The sequence below is a fragment of the Nocardia sp. No.11 genome, from assembly GCF_038752175.1.
Taxonomy (GTDB): domain Bacteria; phylum Actinomycetota; class Actinomycetes; order Mycobacteriales; family Mycobacteriaceae; genus Nocardia; species Nocardia canadensis.
This window is the reverse complement of sequence record NZ_JBCGFB010000055.1, coordinates 14788-39131: the sequence shown is the minus strand read 5'-3', so window position 1 is coordinate 39131 and position 24344 is coordinate 14788. Positions and strand designations below refer to the sequence as shown.

The 24344-nt window shown below is 70.2% G+C and carries 26 protein-coding genes and 1 pseudogene; 12 read left to right on the top strand and 15 right to left on the bottom strand.

The annotated features are described in order from the left end of the window. Window positions 1-672 (bottom strand): TRAM domain-containing protein (locus V8688_RS18050; RefSeq protein ID WP_342801296.1); only part of this gene is annotated, 672 nt, incomplete at its 3' end. Continuing rightward, a complete protein-coding gene (locus V8688_RS18045) occupies window positions 669-2666 on the bottom strand; it encodes an APC family permease (RefSeq protein ID WP_218716951.1) in 1998 nt (665 codons plus the stop codon). The genes V8688_RS18045 and V8688_RS18050, both read right to left, overlap by 4 nt. 173 nt (window positions 2667-2839) lie before the next feature. Between V8688_RS18045 and V8688_RS18040 the strand changes: the two genes are divergently transcribed. Beyond that, complete coding sequence (locus V8688_RS18040; RefSeq protein WP_218716950.1) at window positions 2840-3505, top strand: TrkA family potassium uptake protein; 666 nt, start codon at window positions 2840-2842, stop codon at window positions 3503-3505. A 5-nt stretch (window positions 3506-3510) separates the two neighbouring features. Then, a complete protein-coding gene (locus V8688_RS18035) occupies window positions 3511-4182 on the top strand; it encodes a TrkA family potassium uptake protein (protein ID WP_218716949.1) in 672 nt (223 codons plus the stop codon). A gap of 38 nt (window positions 4183-4220) precedes the next feature. Here V8688_RS18035 and V8688_RS18030 read toward each other — a convergent pair whose 3' ends face one another. The 3 genes from V8688_RS18030 to V8688_RS18020 form a co-directional block, all read right to left on the bottom strand. Continuing rightward, the gene (locus V8688_RS18030; RefSeq protein ID WP_218716948.1) at window positions 4221-4841 is read right to left on the bottom strand and encodes a sigma-70 family RNA polymerase sigma factor; all 621 of its coding nucleotides are present in this window, start codon (window positions 4839-4841) and stop codon (window positions 4221-4223) included. Window positions 4842-4968: 127 nt separating this feature from the next. Continuing rightward, window positions 4969-5706 (bottom strand): DUF3159 domain-containing protein, encoded by a 738-nt coding sequence (locus tag V8688_RS18025; RefSeq protein WP_218716947.1) that lies wholly within the window; start codon window positions 5704-5706, stop codon window positions 4969-4971. A gap of 3 nt (window positions 5707-5709) precedes the next feature. Next, window positions 5710-6117, bottom strand: coding sequence for an OB-fold nucleic acid binding domain-containing protein (locus V8688_RS18020; protein WP_019047972.1), 408 nt, complete (start codon window positions 6115-6117; stop codon window positions 5710-5712). A gap of 74 nt (window positions 6118-6191) precedes the next feature. Between V8688_RS18020 and V8688_RS18015 the strand changes: the two genes are divergently transcribed. Continuing rightward, the gene (locus tag V8688_RS18015; protein ID WP_342801295.1) at window positions 6192-6920 is read left to right on the top strand and encodes an alpha/beta hydrolase; all 729 of its coding nucleotides are present in this window, start codon (window positions 6192-6194) and stop codon (window positions 6918-6920) included. Between the two features lie 100 nt (window positions 6921-7020). Here the strand turns inward: V8688_RS18015 and V8688_RS18010 are convergent, their stop codons facing one another. Continuing rightward, the gene (locus tag V8688_RS18010; RefSeq protein ID WP_316575474.1) at window positions 7021-7932 is read right to left on the bottom strand and encodes a DUF3710 domain-containing protein; all 912 of its coding nucleotides are present in this window, start codon (window positions 7930-7932) and stop codon (window positions 7021-7023) included. Then, window positions 7932-8402 carry a dUTP diphosphatase gene (dut, locus tag V8688_RS18005; protein WP_218716944.1) on the bottom strand — a complete coding sequence of 157 codons (471 nt, stop codon included), beginning with the start codon at window positions 8400-8402 and terminating at the stop codon, window positions 7932-7934. Before dut ends, V8688_RS18010 begins: the two co-directional genes overlap by 1 nt. A gap of 72 nt (window positions 8403-8474) precedes the next feature. On the opposite strand from dut, the gene V8688_RS18000 reads away from it, so the two are divergent. After that, a complete protein-coding gene (locus tag V8688_RS18000) occupies window positions 8475-9011 on the top strand; it encodes a DUF3093 domain-containing protein (RefSeq protein ID WP_218716943.1) in 537 nt (178 codons plus the stop codon). 14 nt (window positions 9012-9025) lie between these two features. On the opposite strand, the gene V8688_RS17995 is transcribed toward V8688_RS18000, so the two are convergent. Further along, window positions 9026-9328 (bottom strand): DUF4193 domain-containing protein, encoded by a 303-nt coding sequence (locus V8688_RS17995; RefSeq protein ID WP_218716942.1) that lies wholly within the window; start codon window positions 9326-9328, stop codon window positions 9026-9028. 374 nt (window positions 9329-9702) lie between these two features. Here V8688_RS17995 and cei point away from each other — a divergent pair, with 374 nt between their 5' ends. Continuing rightward, window positions 9703-10386 (top strand): envelope integrity protein Cei, encoded by a 684-nt coding sequence (gene cei, locus V8688_RS17990; protein WP_218716941.1) that lies wholly within the window; start codon window positions 9703-9705, stop codon window positions 10384-10386. 44 nt (window positions 10387-10430) lie between these two features. On the opposite strand, the gene V8688_RS17985 is transcribed toward cei, so the two are convergent. Further along, complete coding sequence (locus tag V8688_RS17985) at window positions 10431-11327, bottom strand: inositol monophosphatase family protein (RefSeq protein ID WP_218716940.1); 897 nt, start codon at window positions 11325-11327, stop codon at window positions 10431-10433. A gap of 96 nt (window positions 11328-11423) precedes the next feature. On the opposite strand from V8688_RS17985, the gene V8688_RS17980 reads away from it, so the two are divergent. From V8688_RS17980 to V8688_RS17970, 3 genes and pseudogenes are all read left to right on the top strand, one after another. Further along, window positions 11424-12182, top strand: coding sequence for an ROK family protein (locus V8688_RS17980; protein ID WP_218716939.1), 759 nt, complete (start codon window positions 11424-11426; stop codon window positions 12180-12182). A 196-nt stretch (window positions 12183-12378) separates the two neighbouring features. Continuing rightward, window positions 12379-13794 (top strand): annotated as a pseudogene (locus tag V8688_RS17975) (RNA polymerase sigma factor); the annotation flags it as partial. A 244-nt stretch (window positions 13795-14038) separates the two neighbouring features. After that, window positions 14039-14929, top strand: a complete 891-nt coding sequence (locus V8688_RS17970; protein WP_218716937.1) for an MHYT domain-containing protein — start codon at window positions 14039-14041, stop codon at window positions 14927-14929. Here the strand turns inward: V8688_RS17970 and V8688_RS17965 are convergent, their stop codons facing one another. From V8688_RS17965 to V8688_RS17955, 3 genes are read right to left on the bottom strand one after another with little or no spacing between them, the layout of a single operon-like run. Then, window positions 14930-16108 carry a cation:proton antiporter gene (locus V8688_RS17965; RefSeq protein WP_342801294.1) on the bottom strand — a complete coding sequence of 393 codons (1179 nt, stop codon included), beginning with the start codon at window positions 16106-16108 and terminating at the stop codon, window positions 14930-14932. It lies immediately after the preceding gene. 5 nt (window positions 16109-16113) lie between these two features. Continuing rightward, window positions 16114-16596: a TrkA C-terminal domain-containing protein gene (locus tag V8688_RS17960; protein ID WP_218716935.1), complete on the bottom strand. Its 483-nt coding sequence runs from the start codon at window positions 16594-16596 to the stop codon at window positions 16114-16116. A 37-nt stretch (window positions 16597-16633) separates the two neighbouring features. Continuing rightward, window positions 16634-17005 carry a DUF952 domain-containing protein gene (locus tag V8688_RS17955; RefSeq protein ID WP_218716934.1) on the bottom strand — a complete coding sequence of 124 codons (372 nt, stop codon included), beginning with the start codon at window positions 17003-17005 and terminating at the stop codon, window positions 16634-16636. 401 nt (window positions 17006-17406) lie between these two features. On the opposite strand from V8688_RS17955, the gene V8688_RS17950 reads away from it, so the two are divergent. After that, window positions 17407-17601 (top strand): hypothetical protein, encoded by a 195-nt coding sequence (locus V8688_RS17950; RefSeq protein ID WP_029903635.1) that lies wholly within the window; start codon window positions 17407-17409, stop codon window positions 17599-17601. 93 nt (window positions 17602-17694) lie between these two features. Here the strand turns inward: V8688_RS17950 and V8688_RS17945 are convergent, their stop codons facing one another. Further along, window positions 17695-18453 carry a TetR/AcrR family transcriptional regulator gene (locus V8688_RS17945; RefSeq protein WP_218716933.1) on the bottom strand — a complete coding sequence of 253 codons (759 nt, stop codon included), beginning with the start codon at window positions 18451-18453 and terminating at the stop codon, window positions 17695-17697. A 125-nt stretch (window positions 18454-18578) separates the two neighbouring features. Here V8688_RS17945 and V8688_RS17940 point away from each other — a divergent pair, with 125 nt between their 5' ends. After that, complete coding sequence (locus V8688_RS17940; RefSeq protein ID WP_218716954.1) at window positions 18579-20327, top strand: DEAD/DEAH box helicase; 1749 nt, start codon at window positions 18579-18581, stop codon at window positions 20325-20327. Next, on the top strand, window positions 20327-20869 hold the full coding sequence (locus V8688_RS17935) for a hypothetical protein (RefSeq protein ID WP_342801293.1): 543 nt from the start codon (window positions 20327-20329) through the stop codon (window positions 20867-20869). The genes V8688_RS17940 and V8688_RS17935 overlap by 1 nt, the downstream gene beginning before the upstream one ends. Window positions 20870-20905: 36 nt before the next feature. Here V8688_RS17935 and V8688_RS17930 read toward each other — a convergent pair whose 3' ends face one another. Beyond that, complete coding sequence (locus tag V8688_RS17930) at window positions 20906-21640, bottom strand: SDR family oxidoreductase (RefSeq protein ID WP_342801292.1); 735 nt, start codon at window positions 21638-21640, stop codon at window positions 20906-20908. A gap of 146 nt (window positions 21641-21786) precedes the next feature. Here V8688_RS17930 and V8688_RS17925 point away from each other — a divergent pair, with 146 nt between their 5' ends. Beyond that, window positions 21787-22389 carry a TetR/AcrR family transcriptional regulator gene (locus V8688_RS17925; RefSeq protein WP_218716930.1) on the top strand — a complete coding sequence of 201 codons (603 nt, stop codon included), beginning with the start codon at window positions 21787-21789 and terminating at the stop codon, window positions 22387-22389. 8 nt (window positions 22390-22397) lie between these two features. Here V8688_RS17925 and V8688_RS17920 read toward each other — a convergent pair whose 3' ends face one another. Next, window positions 22398-24077, bottom strand: a complete 1680-nt coding sequence (locus tag V8688_RS17920; RefSeq protein ID WP_342801298.1) for a DEAD/DEAH box helicase — start codon at window positions 24075-24077, stop codon at window positions 22398-22400. Window positions 24078-24344: the final 267 nt, after the last annotated feature.

The window sequence follows — 24344 nt, the reverse complement described above, 5'->3', positions numbered from 1 at the left end:
ACCACGGCCACGGCCCGCGCCGCGCGGGGTCGACGGACGACCGCCCGGCTGCACGGTGTCGGGCACCGCCGCCAGTTCCACGATGTGGCGCACACCGTCACCGTCGACGGCGACGACCAGGTCCGAGCCCGGTGTCCAGAGCCGGTCGGCGACACCGTCGAGCGCCCCGGCCACCGGCTGCGGGCAGCGCAGATCCGGGATCACCGCGGTGCTGCGGAAACGGTGGACCCCGGCCCGGCCCGCGTCGTCGACGACCAGCCGCACGCGGGTGCGCCAGCCGCCGGTGGCCTCGCCGGAGTCACCGGCGATCGGCTCGACGGTCACCTCCCGGTCCACCCCGGCCAGCCTGCGCAGCTGCTCGGCCACCACCGTGGCCTTGAGCGCGCGCTGCGCGGCGGGAGTGGCGAAGGAGAAATCACAGCAGCCCGCGCCGCCCGGCCCGGACACCGGGCAGGTGGCCGGCACCCGATCGGGCGACGCCTCGACGATCTCGACGGCATCGGCCCGGCAGAACGACCCGCCCCGGTCCTCGGTGACCCGCGCCCGCACCAGTTCGCCCGGCAGTCCGTGGCGCACGAACACCACGCGCCCCTCGTGCCTGCCGACGCAGAATCCGCCGTGTCCGGGCGGCCCGAGCCGGATCTGGAATTCCTGTCCGCGCCAATCGCTCATCGACGACGGCCCGGCTCTTCGAAACCACGGCGCACCGATCCCGGCGCGTTCCCCTCGGCGGCCTGCTTGGCCCGCGTGGAGGAACTGAGCTGCCACGGCACGCTGGTGACCATCACGCCCGGCTCGAACAGCAGCCTGCCCTTGAGCCGCAACGCGGACTGGTTGTGCAGCACCTGCTCCCACCAGTGACCGACGACGTACTCGGGGATGAACACGGTGACGACATCGCGCGGCGCGTCCTTGCGGACCCGCTTGACGTAGTCCAGCACCGGCTTGGTGATCTCGCGATAAGGCGATTCGATCACCTTCAGCGGCACGTTGATCTCGCTGTTCTCCCACTCGCGCACGAGCCTGCGGGTATCGGCGTCGTCGACGTTGACGGTGATCGCCTCGAGCGTGTCCGGGCGGGTCGCGCGGGCGTAGGCCAGCGCGCGCCGGGTCGGCAGGTGCAGTTTGGAGACCAGCACGATGGAGTGGGTGCGGCTGGGCAGCACCCCGTCCCAATCGGATTCGTCGAGTTCGCGCGAGACCGAGTCGTAGTGGCGGTGGATGAGCTTCATCACGACGAAGATCGCCACCATCGTGATGATCGCGATGTAGGCGCCGGCGAAGAACTTGGTGATCAGCACGATCACCAGCACGGTGCCGGTCGCGGTGAGGCCGATGGCGTTGATCACCCTGGACCGCTTCATCTTCGACCGCTGCGCCGGATCGGTCTCGGTGCGCAGCAGGCGCGTCCAGTGCCGCAGCATGCCGGTCTGGCTCAGCACGAACGAGACGAACACCCCGACGATGTAGAGCTGGATGAGCTTGGTCACCTCGGCGCCGAACAGCACGACGAACGCGATCGCGGCGCCGGACAGGAACAGGATGCCGTTGGAGAAGGCCAGCCGGTCGCCACGGGTGTGCAGCTGACGCGGCAGGTAGCGGTCCTGGGCGAGAATCGAGCCCAGCACCGGGAAACCGTTGAACGCGGTGTTGGCGGCCAGCACCAGGATCAGCGCGGTGACGATGGTGATGAAGAAGAAGCCGATCGGGAAGCCGTGGAAGACGGTCTCGGCGATCTGGGCGATCAGCGTCTTCTGCTGGTAGTCGGCGGGTGCGCCGACCAGGTTCGTGGTGTCGTGGGCGTAGACGACGCCGATCTTCTGCGCCAGGATGATGATCCCCATCAGCAGCACGATCGCGATGGTGCCCAGCATGAGCAGCGTGGTCGCGGCATTGCGCGACTTGGGCTTGCGGAACGCGGGCACGCCGTTGCTGATCGCCTCGACACCGGTCAGCGCCGCGCAGCCGGAGGAGAAGGCACGGGCGATGAGGAAGGCGAAGGCCAGACCGTAGAGATGCTCGTCCTCGGCATTGAGCCCGAAACCGGCCGATTCGGCTTCGAGGTCGTCACCGAGCACGAAGATCTGGAACAGCCCCCAGCCCAGCATGACGAACATGCCGACGATGAAGGCATAGGTCGGGATCGCGAACGCCGTACCGGATTCGCGGATGCCACGCAGGTTGATCGCGGTGAGGATCGCGATCGCCACCACGGCGAACAGCACCTTGTGGGTCGCGACGAACGGGATGGCCGAGCCGATGTTGGAGGCCGCCGAGGAGATCGACACGGCCACCGTGAGCACGTAGTCGACCAGCAGCGCGCTGCCGACGGTCAAACCGGCGTTGGGGCCCAGGTTCTTCGTCGCGACCTCGTAGTCACCGCCGCCGGAGGGATAGGCGTGCACGTTCTGCCGGTAACTGGCGACCACCACGGCCATCACGAACGCGACGGCCAGACCGACCCAGGGCGCGTACAGATAGGCCGAGATCCCCGCGGCCGACAGCACCAGGAAGATCTCCTCCGGCGCGTAGGCCACCGACGACATCGCGTCGGAGGCGAACACCGGCAGCGCGATACGTTTGGGCAACAGCGTGTGGCCGAGCGAATCGCTGCGGAACGGCCTGCCGAGCAGCAATCGCTTGGCTGCCGTCGTCAACTTGGACACCGGGCTGAGCATAGAGGAGAACACCCGCGGCTTCGCGCGCACGTCGGCGCCACACCGGCCCGGTGTCGTGATTGTTTGTGCCGCGTCGCCCGGGGGAAAATGGGCGATGGGAGCATTCGGCGGGTACGGTCCAAGCCGGATGCCACGGGGTTGGCCAGGAACGAGGGTGCGCGGTGTACGTAGTGATCATGGGGTGCGGACGGGTCGGCTCATCGCTGGCGCGCGCTCTGGTCCGGGTGGGACACGAGGTCACGGTGATCGACCGCGATCCCAGCGCGTTCCGCCGGCTGGGTGAGGGGTTCACCGGGCAGGAAGTAGTCGGCGTCGGCTTCGACCGGGATGTGCTGACCCGCGCGGGAATCGAACGCGCCGACGCCTTCGCCGCCGTGTCCTCGGGTGACAATTCCAACATCATCTCGGCCCGGGTGGCCAGAGAGATGTTCGGCGTGGAGCGGGTCGTCGCCCGGATCTACGACGCCAAGCGCGCCGAGGTCTACGAGCGGCTCGGCATTCCGACCATCGCGACCGTCCCGTGGACCACCGACCGTTTCCTGCGCACGCTCATCGGCGACAACTCGACCACCACCTGGCGCGACCCCACGGGCGCGGTGGCTGTCACGCAACTCACCCTGCACGAGGACTGGTCCGGCCGTACGGTGCGCGATCTGGAACGCGAGCTCGGAGTGCGCGTGGCGTTCATCCTGCGTTTCGGCCAGGGCCTGCTGCCCGAGTCCAAGACCATCGTCCAGGCCGACGATGTGGTCTACGTCGCGGCGACCTCCGGCAGTGTCGGTGAGGCGGTCGCCCTGGCCGCCAAGGCTCCCACAAGCGAGGACTGAACAACATGAAGGTGGCCATCGCCGGAGCGGGCGCCGTCGGGCGCTCGATCGCCAGGGAACTGCTACGCGGCGGGCATCGGGTGATGCTGCTGGAACGTCAGCTCGACCACATCGATCCGCCCGCCATCCCGGATGCCGTCTGGGTGCACGCCGACGCCTGCGAGCTGTCGCTGCTGGAGAACGCGGGACTCGAGACCTACGAGGTCGTCATCGCCGCCACCGGCGACGACAAGGCGAATCTGGTGCACAGCCTGCTGGCCAAGACCGAGTTCGGCGTGCGCCGGGTGGTGGCGCGGGTCAACGATCCGCGCAACGAATGGCTGTTCAACGAGTCGTGGGGCGTCGACGTGGCGGTCTCGACGCCGCGGCTGCTCGCCTCGCTCGTCGAGGAAGCGGTGTCGGTGGGTGATCTGGTGCGGCTGATGACGCTGCGGCAGGGTCAGGCCAATCTGGTCGAGATCACCCTGCCCGCCGACACCCAGCTCGCGGGCAAACCGGTCCGCAGCCTGGTCATGCCGCGCGACACCGCGCTGGTGACCATCCTGCGCGGCGGCCGGGTGATCGTGCCCCAGCCCGACGACCCGTTCGAAGGCGACGACGAACTGCTGTTCGTCACCTCGGTGGAAGCCGAAGAGGACCTGCGTCTCACCCTGGCCACCCACGGCATCAAACCGTAACCCTCCGATACGGTTTTCGGCGCGCGGGTGGCGCCGGATCAGGCGACCTTCAGCTCCGCGCGCAGCTTGTTGAGCGCGCGGTGCTGCATCACCCGCACGACGCCGGGGCTGGTGCCGATGGCCTCGGCGGTCTGGGCCGCGCTCCAGCCGAGCACGATCCGCATCACCAGCACCTCGCGGTGGTTCGGCGCCAGCACCTGCATGAGATCCCGGGTGGCCGCGCGCCGCTCCAGCGCCAGCGCCCACTCCTCCGGGCCCGCCGCGCCGCACGCCGCGTCGGGCAGCTCGGCCATCGGGTACGCGGTGTGCTTGGCCCGGCGGAAGGCGTCGGAGACCTTGTTGGCGGCGATCCCGTAGACGAAGGCCAGGAACGATTTGCCCTGGTCGCGGTAGCGCGGGATGGCGGTGACGGTGGCCATCAGCACTTCCTGGGTGACATCGTCGGCGGTGACGGTCAGATGCCCGGTGGCACCCATCCGGGCCGAGCAGTACCGGCGGACCAGCGGGTGCACCAAGCGCACGATCTCGGCGACGGCGTCGCGGTCACCGGCCGCGGCGGGCCCGATCAGCGCGTCCAGCTCGGCTCCGATGCGCTTGCTCTCCGACAGCACGGAGGCGTTCGACTTCTTCGATGCGCCGGGGCGGTGCTCGGTAGCCATCATGGTCGCCGGTCCTTTCACGATCACTGCGTTTTTCGGTACGCATTGATCGTGCGACGAACTCGACGGTGCTACCAGGCACCCCAGGGTGGGTACTTCCCCACCTCCGGCGGCGGTCCGGCCACCCTCAGGCGTGAGTGGAATCCGTTCCGGCGCCGGATTTCTCGACCGGCAGGTGGCCGGCCCGGCGCACCGCCCACACGGTGACCACCAGCGCCACCGCCGTCAGCGGCCAGCCCATGCCGATCCTGGCCACGGCCAGCCAGGTGGTGTGATCGGTGTCGTAGAGCTGGGACTGGACCAGATAGCGGGCGCCGAAGACGACCACCCACACGACGGTGGCCAGGTCGTAGAGCCTGCGGATGCGCCGGTCCGCGCGCCAGCCGGTGCCGTGCCCGTTCAGAGCGCCCCAGATCACGCCGACCAGCGGCCAGCGGAACAGGATCGACAGTGCGAACACGCCGCCGTAGACCAGGCTGGTGTAGATGCCGAACAGGAAGAAGCCCTTGGCCTCGCCCATCCGGTAGGCGATGAACGCGCACACACCGACACCGAGGAACCCGGAGATCGCGGGCTGCACGGGGCTGCGCTTGTACAACCGCCACCCCAGGACTCCCGCGGCGACGCCGAGAGCGGCCCAGATGGCCGCGGTGAGGCCGGCGAAGGTGTTCACCGGGACGAACACCAGCACGGGCAGGGTGGAGTAGATCAGGCCGCTGATGCCACCGAGCTGCTCGAGCAGCGTCTGCTCGGCCTGCTCGACCTCGGCGTCCACCGCGGGGTCGACCGGCTCATCGGTCGCCACGGGCAGTGCCACGGTGGGCTCGGGGTCCGCCTCGATGCGGTACTCGTCGCTGGAGGGCATACGTCAGCTGTTCCCGCGCAATTCGTAGTAGGGGTTGAAGATCACCTTGCGGCCGTCGCGGTCGCCCACGCGGCCACGGACCAGGATCCGCCTGCCCGGTTCGATGCCCGGAATGCGCCTGCGGCCGATCCAGACCAGGGTGATCGCGTCGGTGCCGTCGAAGAACTCGGCCTGTACGGTCGCGCCCGCGGCCTTGGGACACGCCTCGACGCTGCGGAGCCTGCCCAGGATGGTGGCTTCCTCACCGCGACAACAGTCCACCGCGCGCCGGGCACCGGAGGCGTCGGCCGTCTCCGCCAGTTCCTCGGCGTCGAGCTGGTCGATATCGGCGGTCAAGCGGCGCCCGAGTCGACGAAAGTATCCCGAGTCCGGACCCGATCCCGACTTGTGTCCGCCCGTGGATGACGACATGGCACGCTTCTCCCGCTAGTTGGCCGTACACCGCCACTGTAGATGGGCAAACGATCGGCCGCTACGCTCGGTCCGTGTTGCGCATCCCATCCCAGGTCACCGTGGTCGCCCTGCCCGGAACCGGTTCCGACGCCGATTTCGCCGCCCGCGCGTTCGGGCCGGCCGCAGCCGCGCACGGACTGCCATTCCTCGCCGTCGAACCGGACCCCCAGGCCGTGATCGCGAGCTGTACCGCGGCTTTGGCGGCCGCCGCAGCGCGCGGCCCCGTCCTGGCCGCGGGGATCTCCCTCGGCGCCGCGATCGCGCTCGACTGGGCAGCCGGGCACTCGACCGCGGTGGTCGGTGTCATTACGGCATTACCCGCCTGGACGGGTCCCGAAACCGCTGCCTGCCCGGCCGCGCTGAGCGCCTCGGTTACCGCCGAGCAACTCCGCGCCGACGGCCTGGACGCGGTGATCGAGCGGATGCGCGCCTCCAGTCCGGCCTGGCTGGCCGACGCGCTCACCCAATCCTGGCGCGGTCAGTGGCCGCACCTGCCGCGGGCGCTCGACGAGGCGGCGGCCTACGCCTGGCCGACAGTCGAGCGGCTGGCGGGCACCACCGTGCCGGTGGCCGTGGTCGGCGCGAGCGACGACCCAGTGCATCCGATCGCCGTCGCCGAGCAGTGGACCGCGACACTGCCGCAGGCGCGGCTGCGCCGGGTGACCCTCGCCGAGCTGGGCGCCGATCCGGCGGTGCTGGGTTCGGCGGGATTCGCCGAACTGGCAGCGCTGCACGCCGATTCGACCCCCGCCCGCGCCTAGACCGAGACCACGCCGAGCGAGTCCGGCGACCGCCCAGACCTCCCGCGACACCGCCGGTTCGCCCGCGCAGCCACGGACACCGGCTGTGCGCGTTCGGTTCTCAGTTCAGGCCGAGCTGCTGCATGGCCGATCCGTCGGCGCCGCGACGCGGCTCGTCGGGCATCTTCGGCGGCAGCGCCGACGTCGGCGCCGCCTGCGCCGCGGCGGCCTGCGCCGCCAGCGCCTGCTGCTGGGCGAGCACCTGCTGCTGATGGGCGGCGGCCAGCTGTTCGGCCAGCTCCTGCGGCAGCACCACCGGGAGCGGATCACGCACCGGCAGCGGCTCGTCACCGCGCCGCACCACGGCGTCGGCCAGGACGGCACGGGCCGCGGTGATCAGCGGACTGCGCTCGTCGACCGCGCCGGACGGGCCCGCGGCGACCAGGCGGATCATCCAGCGCGGACCGTCGACGCCGATGAAGCGCAGGTCGGCGCCCTCGGTGATGGCCTTGACCTCGCGGCCCCACGGCCCCTTCTCCACGGCGACGCTCGCGCCGTCGCCGCGCAGCGATTCGGCCAGATCGGCGGCGACCGTACGCCACTGGCCCGCCGACTTGGGCGCCGCGTAGGCGGCGACGGTGAGCCTGCCGTGCTCGGTGGCCAGGTGCACCGCCTGCGGGGTGCCGTCGGGGCTCATCTCGACCTGGAGCTGCCCGCCGTCGGGCACGGGGATGACCACCGACCCCAGATCGAGACGGCGCGCGACCATCTCGTCGGTGACCTCGCTGATGTCGTACGGACCGGCCGCGGCGTCCGGCTCGTGGTCGAAGTTGCCGTAGATGCGCTCGTCGGTCGGGGCGTCGTCGAAGTCCAGGTGCGCGAAATCGGGGCGCTGGAATTCGTCGGTGTCGTACTCGTCCTCGAACTCGTCGAAGCCGTCGGCATCGGTGTAGTCGTCGGCCTCGGCGTACTCCGCCTCGTCGTAGGCCGCGTCCGCCCGCGGTGCGCGCTTCTTCTTCCCGAACAGACCCATTACGCCTCCTCGCCGGCCAGGCTGGCATGCCCGCCGCTCGACCCGTATCCGCCGGTACCGCGGGCGGTCTCGTCGAGATCGTCGACCTCGGCGAAATCGACCAGCTCGACCCGCTGCACCAGCAATTGCGCGATGCGATCGCCGCGCCGCAGCTCGATGGCCGTGCGCGGATCGTGGTTGATCAGGCACACCTTGATCTCACCGCGATAGCCCGCGTCGACCGTGCCGGGGGTGTTGACCACCGACAAGCCGGCCTTGGCGGCCAGGCCGGACCGGGGATGGATCAACCCGACCGTGCCGACGGGCAGCGCGATCGCGATCCCGGTGCCGACCAGCACCCGCTCGCCCGGTTCGATGATCACGTCCTCGGTGGTACACAGATCGACGCCCGCGTCACCCGGATGGGCACGCGTCGGCACAGGGATGCCGGGATCGAGCCGCCGCAGCGGAATCGGTGCAAGTGCGTTCACATCGGTCGAGCCTACGCGGTCGGCGCCGGACCTTCTCGTCGCCGCCCTGGTGCGGTGACCTAGTGTTGAGGGGTGCCCGACCAGCCCCATTCGCCGACCACCGACCCCGCCGCCACCGAGCGCTCAGCGTCCTCGGGACACGGTGTCTCGCCCTACCGCGAACGCCTGTGGGTGCCGCTGTGGTGGTGGCCGATCGGATTCGCCATCGCGGGCCTGCTGGCCGCCGAGATCCACATGGGCGCGCCCGGCGTGCGGGCGTGGTTGCCCTACGTGCTGCTGGCGCCGATCCCGGTCTGGATCCTGCTGTGGATGTCGCGGCACCGCCTGGAGGTCACCGTCGCGCCCGACGGTACGGCGGAACTGCGCGTCGACCGCGCCCACCTGCCGGTGAGCTTCGTCGCGCGCGCCGCGGCCGTCGCACCGACGGCCAAGAGTGCGGCGCTGGGCCGACAGCTCGACCCCGCCGCGTATGTACAGCACCGGGCGTGGATCGGCCCGATGGCGCTGCTCGTACTCGACGACCCGGACGACCCGACGCCGTACTGGTTGGTCAGTACGCGCAGGCCGGACCGGGTCTTGGCCGCGCTCGGACTCCCGAGCGCGGGCTGACCCGTCGCGTCGCGCTAGGCGGCGCAGTCCATGCAGATCAGCTGGCCGCCCTTCTCGCTGGCCAGTCGGCTGCGGTGGTGCACGAGGAAGCAGCTCGAACAGGTGAACTCGTCGGCCTGCTTCGGGACCACCCGAACGCTGAGTACCTCATCGGACAGGTCCGCGCCGGGAAGCTCGAACGATTCCGCCGTATCGGACTCGTCGATGTCCACGACGGCGGACTGCGCCTCGTTGCGGCGGGCCTTCAGCTCCTCGAGCGAATCCTCCGACACTTCGTCGGATTCGGTGCGCCGCGGTGCGTCATAGTCGGTTGCCATGTCGTCTTCCCCTCAGTCCTTACTCCGTATATCCCGGATCAGTTCGATGGCCGTACCCCACTGGGGTCCGGCGTTCGTACCGCCCCGCCGGTGGTGCACCTCACACGTACACCGGCCGCCTATCAGGGTCGATCGAGGATCGATGACTCCGACAGCGTTCGGTTAACGCAGGACATGCCCTTGTTGTTCCCGCGACCGACCACCGTTTCACCGGTGATTATTCGATCTGGGCGGCCAGACAATAGCGGACCTACGGACAAATGTCGCAATCAAAACCCGGCCGAGTCGAAACCGACGACGAATCTTCACCTGGCGGGAAACTCGCCGAGACCTCCCGCACTCGCGCATCGCCGCCGGACTCGTAGAGTGAGCGCGTGGTTTCACTGATCACCGAAGGCAGCGCGACCGATCGCGACGGCAAACCCTTCCCGCGACGGCGGCCCGAGCTGTGGCTCGCGCTCGTCCTCGTGCTGGCTCTGGTGAGCCTGTTCGTCTGGATCACGGCGTTTCGGACCCATGACGACAGCAACGAGCCGATGGCGTGCAACGCACCGAGCACCCCGACGGCCACCAACGCGGCCCAGCCCGCGCCGCTGGGCACCCGGATGGGCCCCTCCCGGCTCGACGACGTCGATCCGGCGGCGCTGTCGGAGTCGAAGGTGCGTGTGTTCAACGCCAACGGCAAGAGCGGTCAGGCCGGTCACATCGCGGCCGCGCTGGGCGACCTCGGGTTCGCGGGCGCGCCGGGGACACAGGTCGGTAACGATCCGGTCTATGTCAACGGGGACCTCAACTGCACCGGCCAGATCCGCTACGGCGTCAACGGCAGGCCCGCGGCGGCCTCGGTGCAGCTGGTCGCGCCGTGCGCCGAGCTGATCGAGGATCCGCGCACCGACGACACCGTCGACCTGGTGCTCGGCCTGGCCTTCGGCGAATCGCTGCGTCCCGGCGCCGACGCCGAGGAGGTGCTGCGGTCGCTGAAGAACCTCGCCCCCGGTGCCAGCTCGTCCTCGATCGATCCCGCGCTGCTCGACGCCGCCCGCACCGTCAAGTGCTGAGCTGAGCCACGCGCCGCGGGTCTCTCGCCCGCGGCGCGTGCGCGTCAGTCGGGCAACGCGGTGGTCGCGCCGACGCGGGTGAGCAAGGCGGTCAGATCGGCCGCGACGCCCGGCGCGGCCACGATCGTCAGCTCCCCCGCCGCGCCATCCACGGTGATGTCGGGAACGCGCACGACCGCACCGGCCTCCGCCGCGATCAGCGCGCCCGCCGCCCAGTCCCACGCGTTGAGGCCGTGCTCGTAGTAGGCGTCGAGTTCGCCGGCCGCGACGTGGCACAGGTCCATGGCCGCCGCGCCGAGCCTGCGGATGTCGCGGATCTCCGGGAGCACCTCGGTCAGGAACTGCGCCTGGCGCGCGCGCCGCTGCCTGCCGTAGGCGAAGCCGGTGCCCACGAGCGCCACCGCCAGCGAATCCTCCTGCGCGCACTCCAGTTTCGTGCGGGTGCCGTCGGCGTGCACGGCGTAGGCGCCTGCCCCGCGCGCGGCGCTGTAGGTGGTTGCCGCGGCCACGTCGACGACCGCGCCGGCGACCGGCGCGCCGTCGCGCACGGCGGCCACCGAGACGGCGTAGCCGGGCAGGCCGTAGAGGAAGTTCACGGTGCCGTCGATCGGGTCGACGACCCAGGTGATCGCGCCCGCCGCGGTCGCGCCGACATCGCCGCCGCCCTCCTCGCCCAGGATCGCGTCGGCGGGCCTGCGCTCGGCCAGCAGCGCGCGGATCAGCTGTTCGGATTCGGTGTCGACGACGGTGACCGGATCGGTGACGTGCCCCTTCGTCGCCACCGCACCCGCGACCGGGCCACCGGCGGCGAATACCTCGGGTCGGCGGGCACGCACGTGCGCGGCCGCCGCCTCGGCGAGTTCGACGGCCAGCAGCCGCAACTCCTCGTGGTCGGCGGCGGTCGGGGCGAGGACGGTCTCGGACACGATGGGTTCGGGCACGACTCCATCGGATCACATGTGGCGGCGGCTCGCGCGCAGGGTGACTACCGCTACTCTTTGTCAGGCACATCGACCGCGTCAGCAAGGGGTTGAACCATGTCCGCTCGGGGGCACGCATTCGGCATCGATATCGGCGGTAGTGGGGTGAAGGGCGCCCTGGTCGACCTGGCCACCGGCACGCTGACCCACGAGCGCCTCAAGATCGCCACGCCACAGCCGTCCACGCCGGATGCCGTCGCCGGCGCGGTGGCCGAACTGGTGGCACTGGCGGACTGGGACGGCCCGGTCGGACTCACCCTGCCCTGCGTGGTGCTCGACGGCCACGCCAGGACCGCCGCCAACATCGACCACGCGTGGATCGGCACCGACGCCCGCGAGCTGTTCTCGAAGGCGCTGGGCGGGCGCGCGGTGACCGTGCTCAACGACGCCGACGCCGCCGGGCTGGCCGAGGACAGCTACGGCGCCGCCCGTGAGCTCGACGGGCTGACGCTGCTGCTGACCTTCGGCACCGGGATCGGCTCGGCGCTGATGTACAACGGCACCCTGGTGCCCAACTCCGAGCTCGGCCATCTGGTGGTCGGCGGTGACGAGGCCGAGCATCTGGCCGCGGCGTCGATCAAGGACCGCGAGGAGCTCACCTACCCGCAGTGGGCCGAGCGGGTGAGTACGGTGCTGCGGCACCTCGAGGACCTGTTCTGGCCGAAGGTCATCGTGGCGGGCGGCGGCATCAGCCGTGATCACGAACAGTGGATCCCGTTGCTCACCAACCGAACTCCGGTGATTCCGGCCGTGTTGAAGAACACGGCGGGTATCGTCGGCGCGGCCATGGCCATCGACAAGGGCATCGCGCCGTAGCCCGGCGCGGAGGTCGGCGCAACGCCTGGGTGGCATCGTGCCATGAGTACCCTGGTTGGATCGTTACAATGGAACACGTCCGGCGGTGAGCCGGTGAAACCTTCCGGCCGCGGCCGGTCGCGAGAAGACCGGTGAACAGACCGGCTCCACCCGACCGACGCACCGCCGGTGCAACCCGACCGACCGCTCCGCCGGAAAACCACTCTGGCGTGACGCCGCACGAGACCGTCACGAAAGGGCGTACGTGGTAGCCACGAATACCCGTCAGACCGCCGACTCGGCCGACGCCGACGCCGACGCCACCACTCCGGCCAAGAAGGCTCCGGCCAAGAAGGCCGCTGCCAAGAAGGCCCCGGCGAAGAAGGCCGTCGCCAAGAAGGCTCCGGCCAAGAAGGCTGCCGCCAAGAAGGCGCCCGCCAAGAAGACCGCCGCCAAGAAGGCGACGTCGGCCGAAGGTGGCGAGGAGCAGCTCGACGACGAGTCGATCGAGCTCGACGATCTCGGCGACCTCGAGGTCTCCGAGGACGAGCTCACCGACGGTGACGCCCTGGTCGAAGAGGTGGCCGAGGACACCGCCGAGGAGACCGAGACCGAGGAGCCGTCCGAGAAGGACAAGGCTTCCGGCGATTTCGTCTGGGACGAGGAGGAGTCCGAAGCGCTGCGTCAGGCGCGCAAGGACGCCGAGCTCACCGCCTCCGCCGACTCCGTGCGCGCCTACCTCAAGCAGATCGGCAAGGTCGCGCTGCTCAACGCGGAGGAGGAGGTCGAACTCGCCAAGCGGATCGAGGCGGGCCTGTTCGCCGCGGAGAAGATGCGCGAGTTCGCCGAGGCGGGCGAGAAGCTGTCGGTGACCACCCGCCGCGACTTCAACTGGATCGTGCGCGACGGCAACCGGGCCAAGAACCACCTGCTCGAGGCCAACCTCCGGCTGGTGGTCTCGCTGGCCAAGCGCTACACCGGTCGCGGCATGGCGTTCCTGGACCTGATCCAGGAGGGCAACCTCGGCCTGATCCGCGCGGTCGAAAAGTTCGACTACACCAAGGGTTACAAGTTCTCGACCTATGCGACGTGGTGGATCCGTCAGGCCATCACCCGCGCCATGGCCGACCAGGCCCGCACCATCCGTATCCCGGTGCACATGGTCGAGGTCATCAACAAGCTCGGCCGCATCCAGCGCGAGCTGCTCCAGGACCTGGGCCGTGAGCCCACGCCGGAGGAGCTGGCCAAGGAAATGGACATCACGCCGGAGAAGGTGCTGGAGATCCAGCAGTACGCGCGTGAGCCGATCTCGCTGGACCAGACCATCGGCGACGAGGGCGACAGCCAGCTGGGTGACTTCATCGAGGACTCCGAGGCCGTCGTCGCGGTCGACGCGGTGAGCTTCACCCTGCTACAGGATCAGCTGCAGTCGGTGCTGGAGACGCTGTCCGAGCGTGAGGCGGGCGTGGTGCGCTTGCGCTTCGGCCTCACCGACGGCCAGCCGCGCACCCTCGACGAGATCGGCCAGGTCTACGGCGTGACGCGTGAGCGCATCCGTCAGATCGAGTCGAAGACCATGAGCAAGCTGCGCCACCCGAGCCGCTCGCAGGTACTGCGCGACTACCTCGACTAGCGCCGACGACACGAGAGCCCGTGTCCATCTTCGGATGGGCACGGGCTTCTTTATTTCCGAATGCACGTGCCGATCGGTCGGTATTCCCCATGAGCCGAATTCGGTAACCGTTTCGTGATCAAACCCACAGTGACGGATTGCGCTGTGAACGACGTGGATTCGCGATCTTCGCCGTATCGTCACTCCCAGCTTTTCGTTCTACCGCCAGCCGGTCAGCGGTACTGGCATTGAGGGTTTTCGCGGCGTGCTCGACATCTATCACTTCAGCTACGGCTGGATCACTCCCGTTCTCGCGTATTTCATGTCCGTCACCGGGTGCCTGCTCGGCCTGCAGTGCGCGGCCCGCGGCCGCAACGCGGTGGAGGGACGGGTCGGCTGGCTGATCGGCGCCGCGATCGCGATCGGCGGGACCGGCATCTGGGTCATGCATTTCATCGCGATGCTCGGCTTCTCCATCCGCGGCGCGGAGATCCGCTTCGACATTCCGCTGACGCTGTTCAGCGCGATCACCGCGATGGTCGTCGTCGGGATCGGGCTGTTCATGGTCAACAAGCCCCAGCCCACGCTGCGCTCGCTGCTGGCGGGCGGGACGATCACCGGGCTCGGCGTCGGCACCATGCACTACTCCGGTATGTACGCGATGAAGTCGACGGCGACGGTGAGCTACGACGCGAAGTTCGTCACCCTGTCGATGGTGATCGCGGTGGTCGCCTCGATCGTGGCGCTCTGGTTCACCTTGCGCGTCAAGGGTTTCCTCGCGACGGTCGGCGCGGCGGTCATCATGGGCGTCGCGGTCTGCGGCATGCACTACACCGGCATGGCCGCCATGCACGCCCACTCGAACCATCTGGCGGCGCCGCCCGCCGGCTCGGGCGCGATGGACCTGCTGGCCCCGCTGATCGGTGTCAGCAGCATCGTCACCATGCTGGTGCTGATCAGCGTGAGCCTCACCGAGATCGAGAACGAGGAGGCGCTGCCGCGGATGTGGCTGACCTCCCGCCGCCGGCCCCAGCCCCGCCCGCAGCGCGAGGTCACGCCGGTGGCACCGATGCCGCCGCACCCCTACGTGGAGCACCACACCGAGGAACTGGTCTACGACGGCGTCGGCGCCTGGCCGCGCCGGGTCGTGGACTGATCAGCTCGGCGCCAGACCCACACGGCGCCGGGTGAATTCGACGACCGGCTCGACGACCCTGGCCGCGATCGGTCCGAGGATCGCCATCAGCAGCACATAGGCGGAGGCGAGCGCGGCCAGCCGGGGATCGACCTTGCCGTAGGCGACCGCCAGACCGGCGATGACGATGGAGAACTCGCCGCGCGCCACCAGCGCGGCGCCCGCCCGCGCGCGACCCATCCGGCGGATCCCCTGCCTGCTCGCCGCCCACCAGCCGACGCCCACCTTGGTGCCCGCGGTGATCACCGCCAGCGCCACCGCCCAGCCGAACACCGGCGGGATCGCGGCCGGATCGATGGACAGCCCGAAGGCGACGAAGAAGATCGCGGCGAACAGATCGCGCAGCGGCTCGAGCAGTTTGGCCGCCTCGTGCGCGGTGGAGCCCGAGATCGCGATGCCGAGCAGGAACGCGCCGACCGCGGCCGAGACGTTGAGCGCCGAGGCCGCGCCCGCCACCAGCAGCGCGGCGCCGAGCAGTTGCAGCAGGAACACCTCGCGGTCGGCGCTGTCGAGCACCGCCGAGACCACCCGCCCGAACCGCAGCGCCACCACCAGCACCACCGAGATGGTCGCCAGCGCGACGGCCAGCGACATCAGCCCACTCAGCAGGCTCAGGCCCGCCAGCATCATGGTCAGGATCGGCAGGTATACCGCCATCGCCAGGTCCTCGAGCACCAGGATCGACAGGACCACGGGAGTCTCGCGGTTACCGAGGCGGCCGAGGTCGTCGAGCACCTTGGCGACGATCCCCGACGACGAGATGTAGGTGACGCCGCCGAGCACCACGGCGCCGGTCACGCCCCAGCCCAGGATCAGCGCCACTGCGGCGCCGGGCAGCGCGTTGGCCACCAGATCCACCAGGCCCGCCGCCCAGGAGCGCCGCAGACCGGTCATCAGCTCGGGGGCGGTGTACTCCAGCCCGAGCAGCAACAGCAGCAGCACGACGCCGATCTCACTGGCCAGGTGCCCGAACTCGGTGGCCGCCTCCAACTGCAGGTAACCGCCGCGGCCGAAGGCCAACCCACCCAGCAGGTACAGCGGGATCGGCGACATGCCGAACCGGCCCGCCACCCGCCCGCAGATCCCCAGCGCGAACAAGATCACACCGAGCTCGAGCAGAGCCAGGGCCTGCGAGGTCACGGCGGTCAGCCGTGCGCGAGGATCTTCGCGGCCGCGTCCAGGCCGTCCGGGGTGCCGACGACCACGAGCAGGTCACCCTCGGTGAAGGTGAAGTCGGGGCCGGGCGACGGGTGCAGCTGACCGGCGCGCATCACCGCGACGATCGAGGTCTTGGTGCGGGTGCGCATCGCGGTCTCACCGAGTGTGCGTCCCGCGTAGGGCGATTCGTCCCCGATCGCGAGCTGCCGGGTGGTGATGCCCGGCAGATCACGATGGTCGTCGTTGAGTTTGGCGACCAGCTGCGGCGCGCCGAGCAGGTTCGCCAGCACCGACGCCTCGTCGGTGGACAGCGGCACCTGAGCCGCGATCGCGTCCGGGTCGTCGGGTTTGGACACGATCAGGTCGATGTCACCGTCGCGGTGGGCGACCACCCCGACGCGACGTCCCGACTTGACCTCGAAATCCTTGCGCACTCCGATCCCCGGTAGCGCTGTGACGTCGACGTTCACCCCTCCACAGTAGCCGCGCACCCCGCGCCGATATGGCCTACGCCACTGTGCCGCGCCGGGGCGTATCGAAGCGGCCGTCCGGTCCCGGCAAATACGTGGCGGCCTCGAGCACGGCGGCGACGGGCAGCGGGGCATAAAGATGCGGGAACAACATCGAGGCCGGATCGGTCGGCACGCCCGGCTCCCAGCGCACCTCGCCGGTGAACCGGGCCGGGTCGAGCCACAGCACCACGAGGTCGGTGCGGCCCGCGAAGAGCCGGTTGGCGGGCAGATGGACCTGAGCGGGCGTGGACAGGTGCACGAAGCCGCTCTCCGACAGCGAGGGCGGTCGGCGCTCGCCTGCCCGTTGTGCGTCGTCCCATTCTTGGGAAGTACACAGGTGAACCAGCGTGTGAGTGTCGGACGTCACGGGTAATCTCCGGGTAGACAACAGGATCGGACGTTCACGACCCTGTCACAGGATGATCGGTACGGCGCACTTCGAGGTCGCTCGGGACGTAACGAGCAACACCGCAGCGAGCGACATATCGGTGAGTGACAGGAGCGAGTGGGAGGTGGCAGCGACGGCACCGCGAGTGGTCGGCGAGGGCTCGTGACCACGACCAGCACATGTTCGCTTTCAGCGAAACCGCAGGTCGTGTTATCGAAAACACAAAGATTCACTTCCGGGAACAAAGCCTGAACCCCGAACGTCTGACAAAGTAGTCGTACCCCTGCTGGGAAGTAGCGGACGCGAGCCACGTGGAGTGACCACGGGGCCCACACCTAGGCGAACGGCCACGCAGCGCCGGGAGCCGGGACGGAGGAGTCATGCCAGGAACCCTGACCAGCACCCCACTGACCGCGGTCGATCGTTGCGATCGTTGCGGGGCGGCTGCCCGAGTGCGTGCCGTTCTTCCCGCGGGTGGCGAGTTGCTCTTCTGCCAGCACCACGCGAATGAACACATGGACCGTTTGCGCGAGCTCGAAGCCGTGATCGACACGGAATCCGCTCCCGCTCTCTGACCACTCCTCGCGTCCGAAACAACAACATCTGACAACAGAACACCCGACAGCGGGCGATCCGGAATCCGGACGCCCGCTGTTGCGTGTCCGGGATCAGCCCGCGGCGTCGGCGAGGATGCCGTCGACCAGCGTCGCGACCCCGTAGACGAAGGCACCGTCGGGATCGGCCGGTGCCTGGTAGTGCTCGCCGACGGTGGTGCCGACGCGCCCGGCCAGCGGGAACTCCTCGGCGGGCATCACCTGGGCCAGCAGGGGGCCGTGCACCTGCCACCAGTCCGCGTCGCTGAGCTGGGCCGTCGCGCCCGCCGCCGCGACGGCGAGGCGGGCGTTGCCGGTGGCGAAGTCGGTGAGCACCGCGATCGCGCGGTCCATCGCGAGGTCGTCGAGCCCGATGCCCTCGATCGCGGCGAGTTGACGTTCGTAGCGGCGCATCCTGGCCGGGCCGAGGACCTGCCGCCACGGCGAGACCCCCAGCAGCCAGGGATGGGCGATCAGCTCGGACCGGATCCGGGTAGCGACGGCGATCATCCGGTCGCGGATCGGCAGGTCGGCCGGGATCGGCGGGTCGTCGGCGGCGACGGCGTCGACCATGAGCACCAGCAGCGCGTCCTTGCTGGGGACATAGGTGTAGAGGCTCATGGCGCGCAACCCGAGTTCGGCGGCGACCGCGCGGATCGTCAGCTTCTCGATGCCGTCCCGGTCGGCCAGCGCGATGCCCGCGGCGACCACCGCGTCGACCGTGACACCGGGTTTCGGGCCGCGCGCGCCCGGCTTGGCCGGCAGGGCGTGCCGCCACAGCAGTTCGAGGATGCGGGTGGCCTGTGCGGTGGATTCGTCGCCGTCGGTGGGCACGCGCCGTCCTTTCTGGCGGTCGGGAACAAACTCAGTACAGTGTACGTTGTTAGGTCGTTCGTGCTGCCCGATCAGAGGAGACCGCTCTGCCCGCCACACAGGCCACCTATCTCCCCGACCGTCACCTGTTCGCCCTGTGGACCTGGACCGGCCACGGCGCCGGTCCCGCGCCGACGGACGTCGGCGACCAGGAACGGCTCACCCTCGCGCTGCCGGTCGGCGAGCGCGGCGCGATCGAGCCGACCGAGATCCCGGCGGCCGTGGTGACACCCACCGAGCTGGCCGCGCTGGCCGCCGTCGACCTCGCGCCGTCGACGCTGGCGTGGCGTGCCCTGCTCGGCCCGGACGCCGAGGTCCGACCCGACGCGGCCGCCGACCTGCCCGTCGCCGCCCATGCCGTCCCCGATGCCGTCGGCACCGCGGTCTGCTCGGCGCAGCGGGCGGTCCGGGTACTGCGGGAGACCGAAGTGGCCGCCGTCGAGCTGGCCGGGCTGCTCGACGCCACCCTGCGCCCCTACCAGGTACGGGGGGTGAGCTGGTTGCGCGAGACCGTCGCCGCCTACGGCGGTGCGGTACTGGCCGACGAGATGGGTCTCGGCAAGACCGTGCAGACCATCGGGTTCCTGCGGGGCCGGGCCGACGGGCCGCAACTGGTGGTATGCCCGACCTCGCTGGTGGGCAACTGGGTGCACGAGATCGCGCGGTTCGCGCCGGATCTGACCGCCGTGTCCTGGCGCGGCGGCGAGGTGCCCGCCGCGCCCGGCACGATCGTGGTCACCGGATATCCGACGCTGCGCCTGCACGGGGCCGCGTTGACCGAGACCTCCTGGGCCACCGTGGTGTTCGACGAGGCCCAGGCACTGAAGAATCCGCGCACCCAGGTGTCGCGGGCCGCCAAGGCACTCCCCGCCGACGCCAAGGTCGCGCTGACCGGCACGCCGGTGGAGAACCATCTCGACGAGCTGTTCGCGCTGCTGCACCTGACCGTGCCGCGACTGTTCGCCCACCGCACCCAGTTCCGGCGCCGGTTCGTCAAACCGATCGAGGAGGGATCGGCCGCGGCGGCGGCCCGGTTGCGCGACGCGGTGGAACCGGTCGTGCTCGGGCGTAAGAAGCTCCAGGTCGCGGCGTCGCTGCCGGCGAAGATCCACAGCGACCTGCTGTGCGATCTGACCGCCGAGCAGGAACGGGTCTACGACGCGGTGCTCGCCGAGGCGCTCGACGAGGGCTTCGGGTCCGGTCTGCAGCGTCAGGGCCGCGTGCTCGCCGCGCTCACCGGGCTCAAACAGGTGTGCAACCATCCCGGGCTGGTCTCCGGCGATCTGGACGAACTCGCCGGGCGCTCCGGCAAACTCGACCTCTGCACCGACATCGTGGCCACCAATCTCGACACCGGCGACCCCACCCTGCTCTTCACCCAGTACCGGGCGACCGGCGAGCTGCTGGTGCGCCATCTCGCCGAACAGTTCGGCGTCACCGCGCCGTTCTTCCACGGCGGGCTCGACGCCGACCAGCGGGCCGGGATCGTCACCGCGTTCCAATCACCGGACGGTCCACCGGTGCTCGTGCTGAGCCTGCGCGCCGCGGGCACGGGCCTGACCCTCACCCGCGCCGCCGACGTGATCCACTTCGATCGCTGGTGGAATCCGGCCGTCGAGGCGCAGGCCTCCGACCGGGCCCATCGGATCGGGCAGACCCGCACCGTCACCGTCACCACGCTGACCAGTTCGACCACCGTCGAGGAGCACATCGCCGCGATGCACACCCGCAAGTCGGCGCTGACCGACCTGTCCGACGCGGCCGGCATCGCCGAACTGGCCCGCCTCGACGACGACGCGCTGGTCGACATCCTGCGCCGGAAGCGAGCGAACTGATGCCCGACAACGAATTCGGCTTCACCCCCTGGGGCTGGGACTGGGTCCGGCTGGCCGAGCCGCTGCGCCAGACCAAGCCGGAACCGCTGCTGCCCCGCGCCCGCAGCATCGCCCGCAATCACGGCGTCCGCACCGAGATCGAGGGGCGCACGGTCCGCGCCCATCTGCATCGAGGTGGTCAGGCCTCGATCGCCCATGTCGAGGTGGTGCCGCTGACGCGGGCCGCGGTGACCACGATCGCGCACACGATCCCCGACCCCTCGGTGATCACCGACGAGATGCACCGTGCGCTGCTGGACGCGGGCCACTCGCCTGCTCCGGCCCTGGCCGGCACCGACTGTTCGTGCTCGGCGCGCACCGCCCGGTGCGTGCACATCCTCGCGGTGCTGTACACGATCGCCCGGCAGGTCGACGAGAACCCGCGGCTCGCCCTGGAGCTGCAGGGCTACTTCGACGCGACCGACGACACCGAGGCACCCGTCCAGGAGCACCGCTGGACCAGCGTCCATGCTCTCGATCCGACGCGGTTCTTCGCGGTCTGACACATCGGGGCGGCGCCGGGCGGTCCGCCGGCCCGCTCAGGCGTTGGTGCCGCCGTCGATGGTGATCACCGCGCCGGTGATGGTCCGCCCGGCGGGACCGGCGAGGAACGTGACGAGATCGGCGACGTCCTCGGGCGTGCCGAAACGGCCCAGCGCGCTGAACTCCCGCTGGACCGGCGCGTGATCGCTGCCCGCCGGGTTCATGTCGGTGTCGGTGGGTCCCGGCTGCACCAGGTTGACGGTGATCCCGCGCGGGCCGAGTTCGCGGGCCAGCGCCTTGGTGTAGCCGTTGAGCGCCGACTTGCTCAGGTTGTAGAGCGCCAGGCCGCCGAAGAGCGCGCGATCGGTCAGGTTCGACCCGATGGAGATGATCCGTCCACCCTCGCCCAGATATGCCAGCGCGGCCTGGCCTGCGACGAACGGGGCGCGGGCGTGGATACCCAGTGTGCGGTCGATCTCGTCGAGCCCGAATTCCCCGTACGGCTTGGCCGGAAAGATGCCCGCGTTGTTCACCAGCACGTCCAGCCCGCCCAGGTCCCGGGCGGTGCGGTCGACCGCGGCGACGATCTGCTCGGCGTCGGCGCTGTCGGCCCGGATCGGCACGGCCCGCCTGCCCAGCGCCTCGATATCGGCGGCGACGGCCTTCGCGGCGACCTCGTCGCGCTGATAGGTGAACGCCACGTCGGCGCCCGCGCCCGCCAGTGCGCGGGCGATGGCGGCGCCGATCCCCCGGCTGCCGCCGGTCACCAGGGCCACGGTGCTGCTCGTCATCGGTTCGCTCCTTTGTGTAGTGATCAGTACATAAATAGCCAAGCGCACGACGACGGGGCGCGTCAAGAGTTTCTTATCGATCGACACAGAATTCACCGGCCTGCGGCGCAGGGGTATATTTGTCGGTCGACACAGAAAGGTTCGCCATGGCAGAACGCGGCCGCCCGCGCGGTTTCGACCGCGACATCGCCCTGCGGCGTGCCATGGAGGTGTTCTGGGAGCGCGGCTACGACGGCGCCTCGATGGCCGACCTCACCACCGCCATGGGCATCAACTCCCCCAGCCTCTACGCCGCCTTCGGCGACAAGGAAGCCCTGTTCCGCGCCGCGGTCGAGCTCTACGGCCGCACCGAAGGGTCACGCACGGCACGGGCCCTGCGCGAGGAACCCACCGCCTACACCGCCATCGAGGCGATGCTGCGCGACAACATCACCGTCTACACCGATCCCGAGCTGCCGCACGGTTGCATGGTGGTCCTGGCAGGCGCGACCTACACCACGCGCAACGCCTCGGTCCGCGCATTCCTCGCCGAAGCCCGCCGGCACACCACCGCCGACATCCGGGCGCGGCTCGACCGCGGCGTCGCCGACGGCGACCTGCGGCCCGGCACCGACACCGCCGCGCTGGCGGCGCTGTACAGCACCGTCCTCTACGGGCTCTCGATCCAGGCCAGAGACGACGTCGGCCATGCCGAGCTCAGCGCCGCCGTCGACAGCGCCCTCGAGGTACTCGCGGCGTCGACGACGTAGCCGACGCGCTACTGACGCCGCAGGGCGGCGATGCGCTCGGTCAGCTGATCGGCGGTGGCCAATGCCGTGGGTGGGCCACCGCATTCGCGACGGAGCTCGCCGTGGATCACGCCGTGCGGTTTGCCGGTGCGATGGTGGTGCATCGCGACCAGGCTGTTGAGTTCCCGGCGCAGTTCGCCCAGCTTGTCCGACGTCGCGACCCGTTCGACGACCGGTGCGGGCGCGGGAGCGACGGCCTCCTGGGCACTGCGATCGGCGAGCTGACGCGTCTGCCGCTCGCGCAGCAGCGCGCGCATCTGGTCGGCGTCGAGCAGACCCGGGATGCCCAGGTAGTCGGCCTCCTCGTCGCTGCCGGCGATGGTGGCGGTGCCGAAGGACGAGCCGTCGTAGATCACCTGGTCGAGCTCGGCGTCGGCGGCCAGGGCGACGAAGGACTTCTCCTCCTCGCCCGGCTCGTCCTTGGTCTTGTTCGCGTCGATGAGCAGCTCGTCGTCGAGCGCGTTCTTCTCGCGATGCGGCTTGCCGATGACGTGATCGCGCTGCAACTCGAGCTGGGCGGCCAGGTCCAGCAGCACCGGCACCGACGGCAGGAAGACACTGGCGGTCTCGCCGGGCTTGCGCGCACGCACGAACCGGCCGATGGCCTGAGCGAAGTACAGCGGGGTCGACGCGCTCGTCGCGTACACGCCGACGGCCAGGCGCGGCACGTCGACGCCCTCGGACACCATGCGCACCGCGACCATCCACGGCTGGGTGCCCTTGGCGAACTCGTCGATACGGCTCGAGGACTGCGGGTCGTCGGAGAGCACCACGGCGGGCCGCTCGCCCGAGATGTGTTCCAGCAGTTCGGCATAGTCGCGGGCACGTTCCTGATCGGTGGCGATCACCAGGCCGCCCGCGTCGGGGATGCCCGAGGCGCGCAGCTGGCGCAGCCGGGTGTCGGCCGCGCGCAGCACCGCCGAGATCCAGTCGCCCGCCGGGTCCAGGGCGGTGCGCCAGGCGCGCGCGGTCTGCTCGGCGCTGAGCGGTTCGCCGAGGCGGGCGGTGTGTTCCTCGCCCGCGCTGTCGCGCCAGTGCGCGTCACCGGAGTAGGCCAGGAAGACCACCGGGCGCACGACGCCGTCGGCGAGGGCGTCGGCGTAGCCGTAGGAGTGGTCCGCGCGCGACCGCGGGAAGCCGGCCTCGTCGGGCTCGTAGGTGACGAAGGGGATCTTGGAATCGTCGCTGCGGAACGGGGTTCCGGTCAGCGCGAGCCTGCGCGTCGCGTCGCCGAAGGCCTCCTCGGTGGCCTCGCCCCAGCTCTTGGCGTCGCCCGCGTGGTGGATCTCGTCGAGGATCACCAGGGTGCGGCGGTTCTCGGTGCGCACCCGGTGCCGCGCGGGATGGGCTGCGATCTGGGCGTAGGTCACCACGACGCCGTGATAGTCGCCGGAGGTGCCGCCGGTGCTGTTGGAGAAGCGCGAGTCGAGCTGGATGCCGGAGCGGGCGGCCGAGGCGGCCCACTGGTGCTTGAGGTGCTCGGTCGGCGCGACAACGGTCACCTGATCGACCGTACGATCGGCCAGCAACTCCGCGGCTACCCGCAGCGCGAAGGTAGTCTTACCGGCGCCGGGGGTCGCGACCGCGAGGAAGTCACGTGGCTTGGTGGCAAGGTATTTCGTGAGCGCGCGCCGCTGCCAGGCGCGCAGGGAGCCACCCGGCGCACCCCCCGCGGCCGCATCGCCCGGTGTACCCGCTTCTCTCGCCGCAGCGACGCCACCCGACCCAGTCACGCAGACGACCCTAGCCGCCCGATGCGGCGTGTCGCCAAACCGACGCGGGGTGGGCGACCGGCATCACAACCCAGCCCGAGGTCACCGGCCATTTACCTGTTACCCGCCGACACGATGCCCGGCCCGCACCACGCGGACCGCCGAGGTGCGGGATGCTGGAGACACGATGAGCAACGACCAGAT

What these genes read in the sequence shown, in the direction of transcription:
- V8688_RS17935 (WP_342801293.1), top strand. Translation starts at nt 20,327, where the DNA reads ATGCCCGACAACGAATTCGGCTTCACCCCCTGGGGCTGGGACTGGGTC.
- V8688_RS17995 (WP_218716942.1), bottom strand. Translation starts at nt 9,328, where the DNA reads ATGGCAACCGACTATGACGCACCGCGGCGCACCGAATCCGACGAAGTG.
- V8688_RS17925 (WP_218716930.1), top strand. Translation starts at nt 21,787, where the DNA reads ATGGCAGAACGCGGCCGCCCGCGCGGTTTCGACCGCGACATCGCCCTG.
- V8688_RS18020 (WP_019047972.1), bottom strand. Translation starts at nt 6,117, where the DNA reads ATGTCGTCATCCACGGGCGGACACAAGTCGGGATCGGGTCCGGACTCG.
- V8688_RS18010 (WP_316575474.1), bottom strand. Translation starts at nt 7,932, where the DNA reads ATGGGTCTGTTCGGGAAGAAGAAGCGCGCACCGCGGGCGGACGCGGCC.
- V8688_RS18030 (WP_218716948.1), bottom strand. Translation starts at nt 4,841, where the DNA reads ATGGCTACCGAGCACCGCCCCGGCGCATCGAAGAAGTCGAACGCCTCC.
- V8688_RS18025 (WP_218716947.1), bottom strand. Translation starts at nt 5,706, where the DNA reads ATGCCCTCCAGCGACGAGTACCGCATCGAGGCGGACCCCGAGCCCACC.
- V8688_RS17950 (WP_029903635.1), top strand. Translation starts at nt 17,407, where the DNA reads ATGCCAGGAACCCTGACCAGCACCCCACTGACCGCGGTCGATCGTTGC.
- V8688_RS17980 (WP_218716939.1), top strand. Translation starts at nt 11,424, where the DNA reads ATGTCCGCTCGGGGGCACGCATTCGGCATCGATATCGGCGGTAGTGGG.
- V8688_RS18035 (WP_218716949.1), top strand. Translation starts at nt 3,511, where the DNA reads ATGAAGGTGGCCATCGCCGGAGCGGGCGCCGTCGGGCGCTCGATCGCC.
- V8688_RS17930 (WP_342801292.1), bottom strand. Translation starts at nt 21,640, where the DNA reads ATGACGAGCAGCACCGTGGCCCTGGTGACCGGCGGCAGCCGGGGGATC.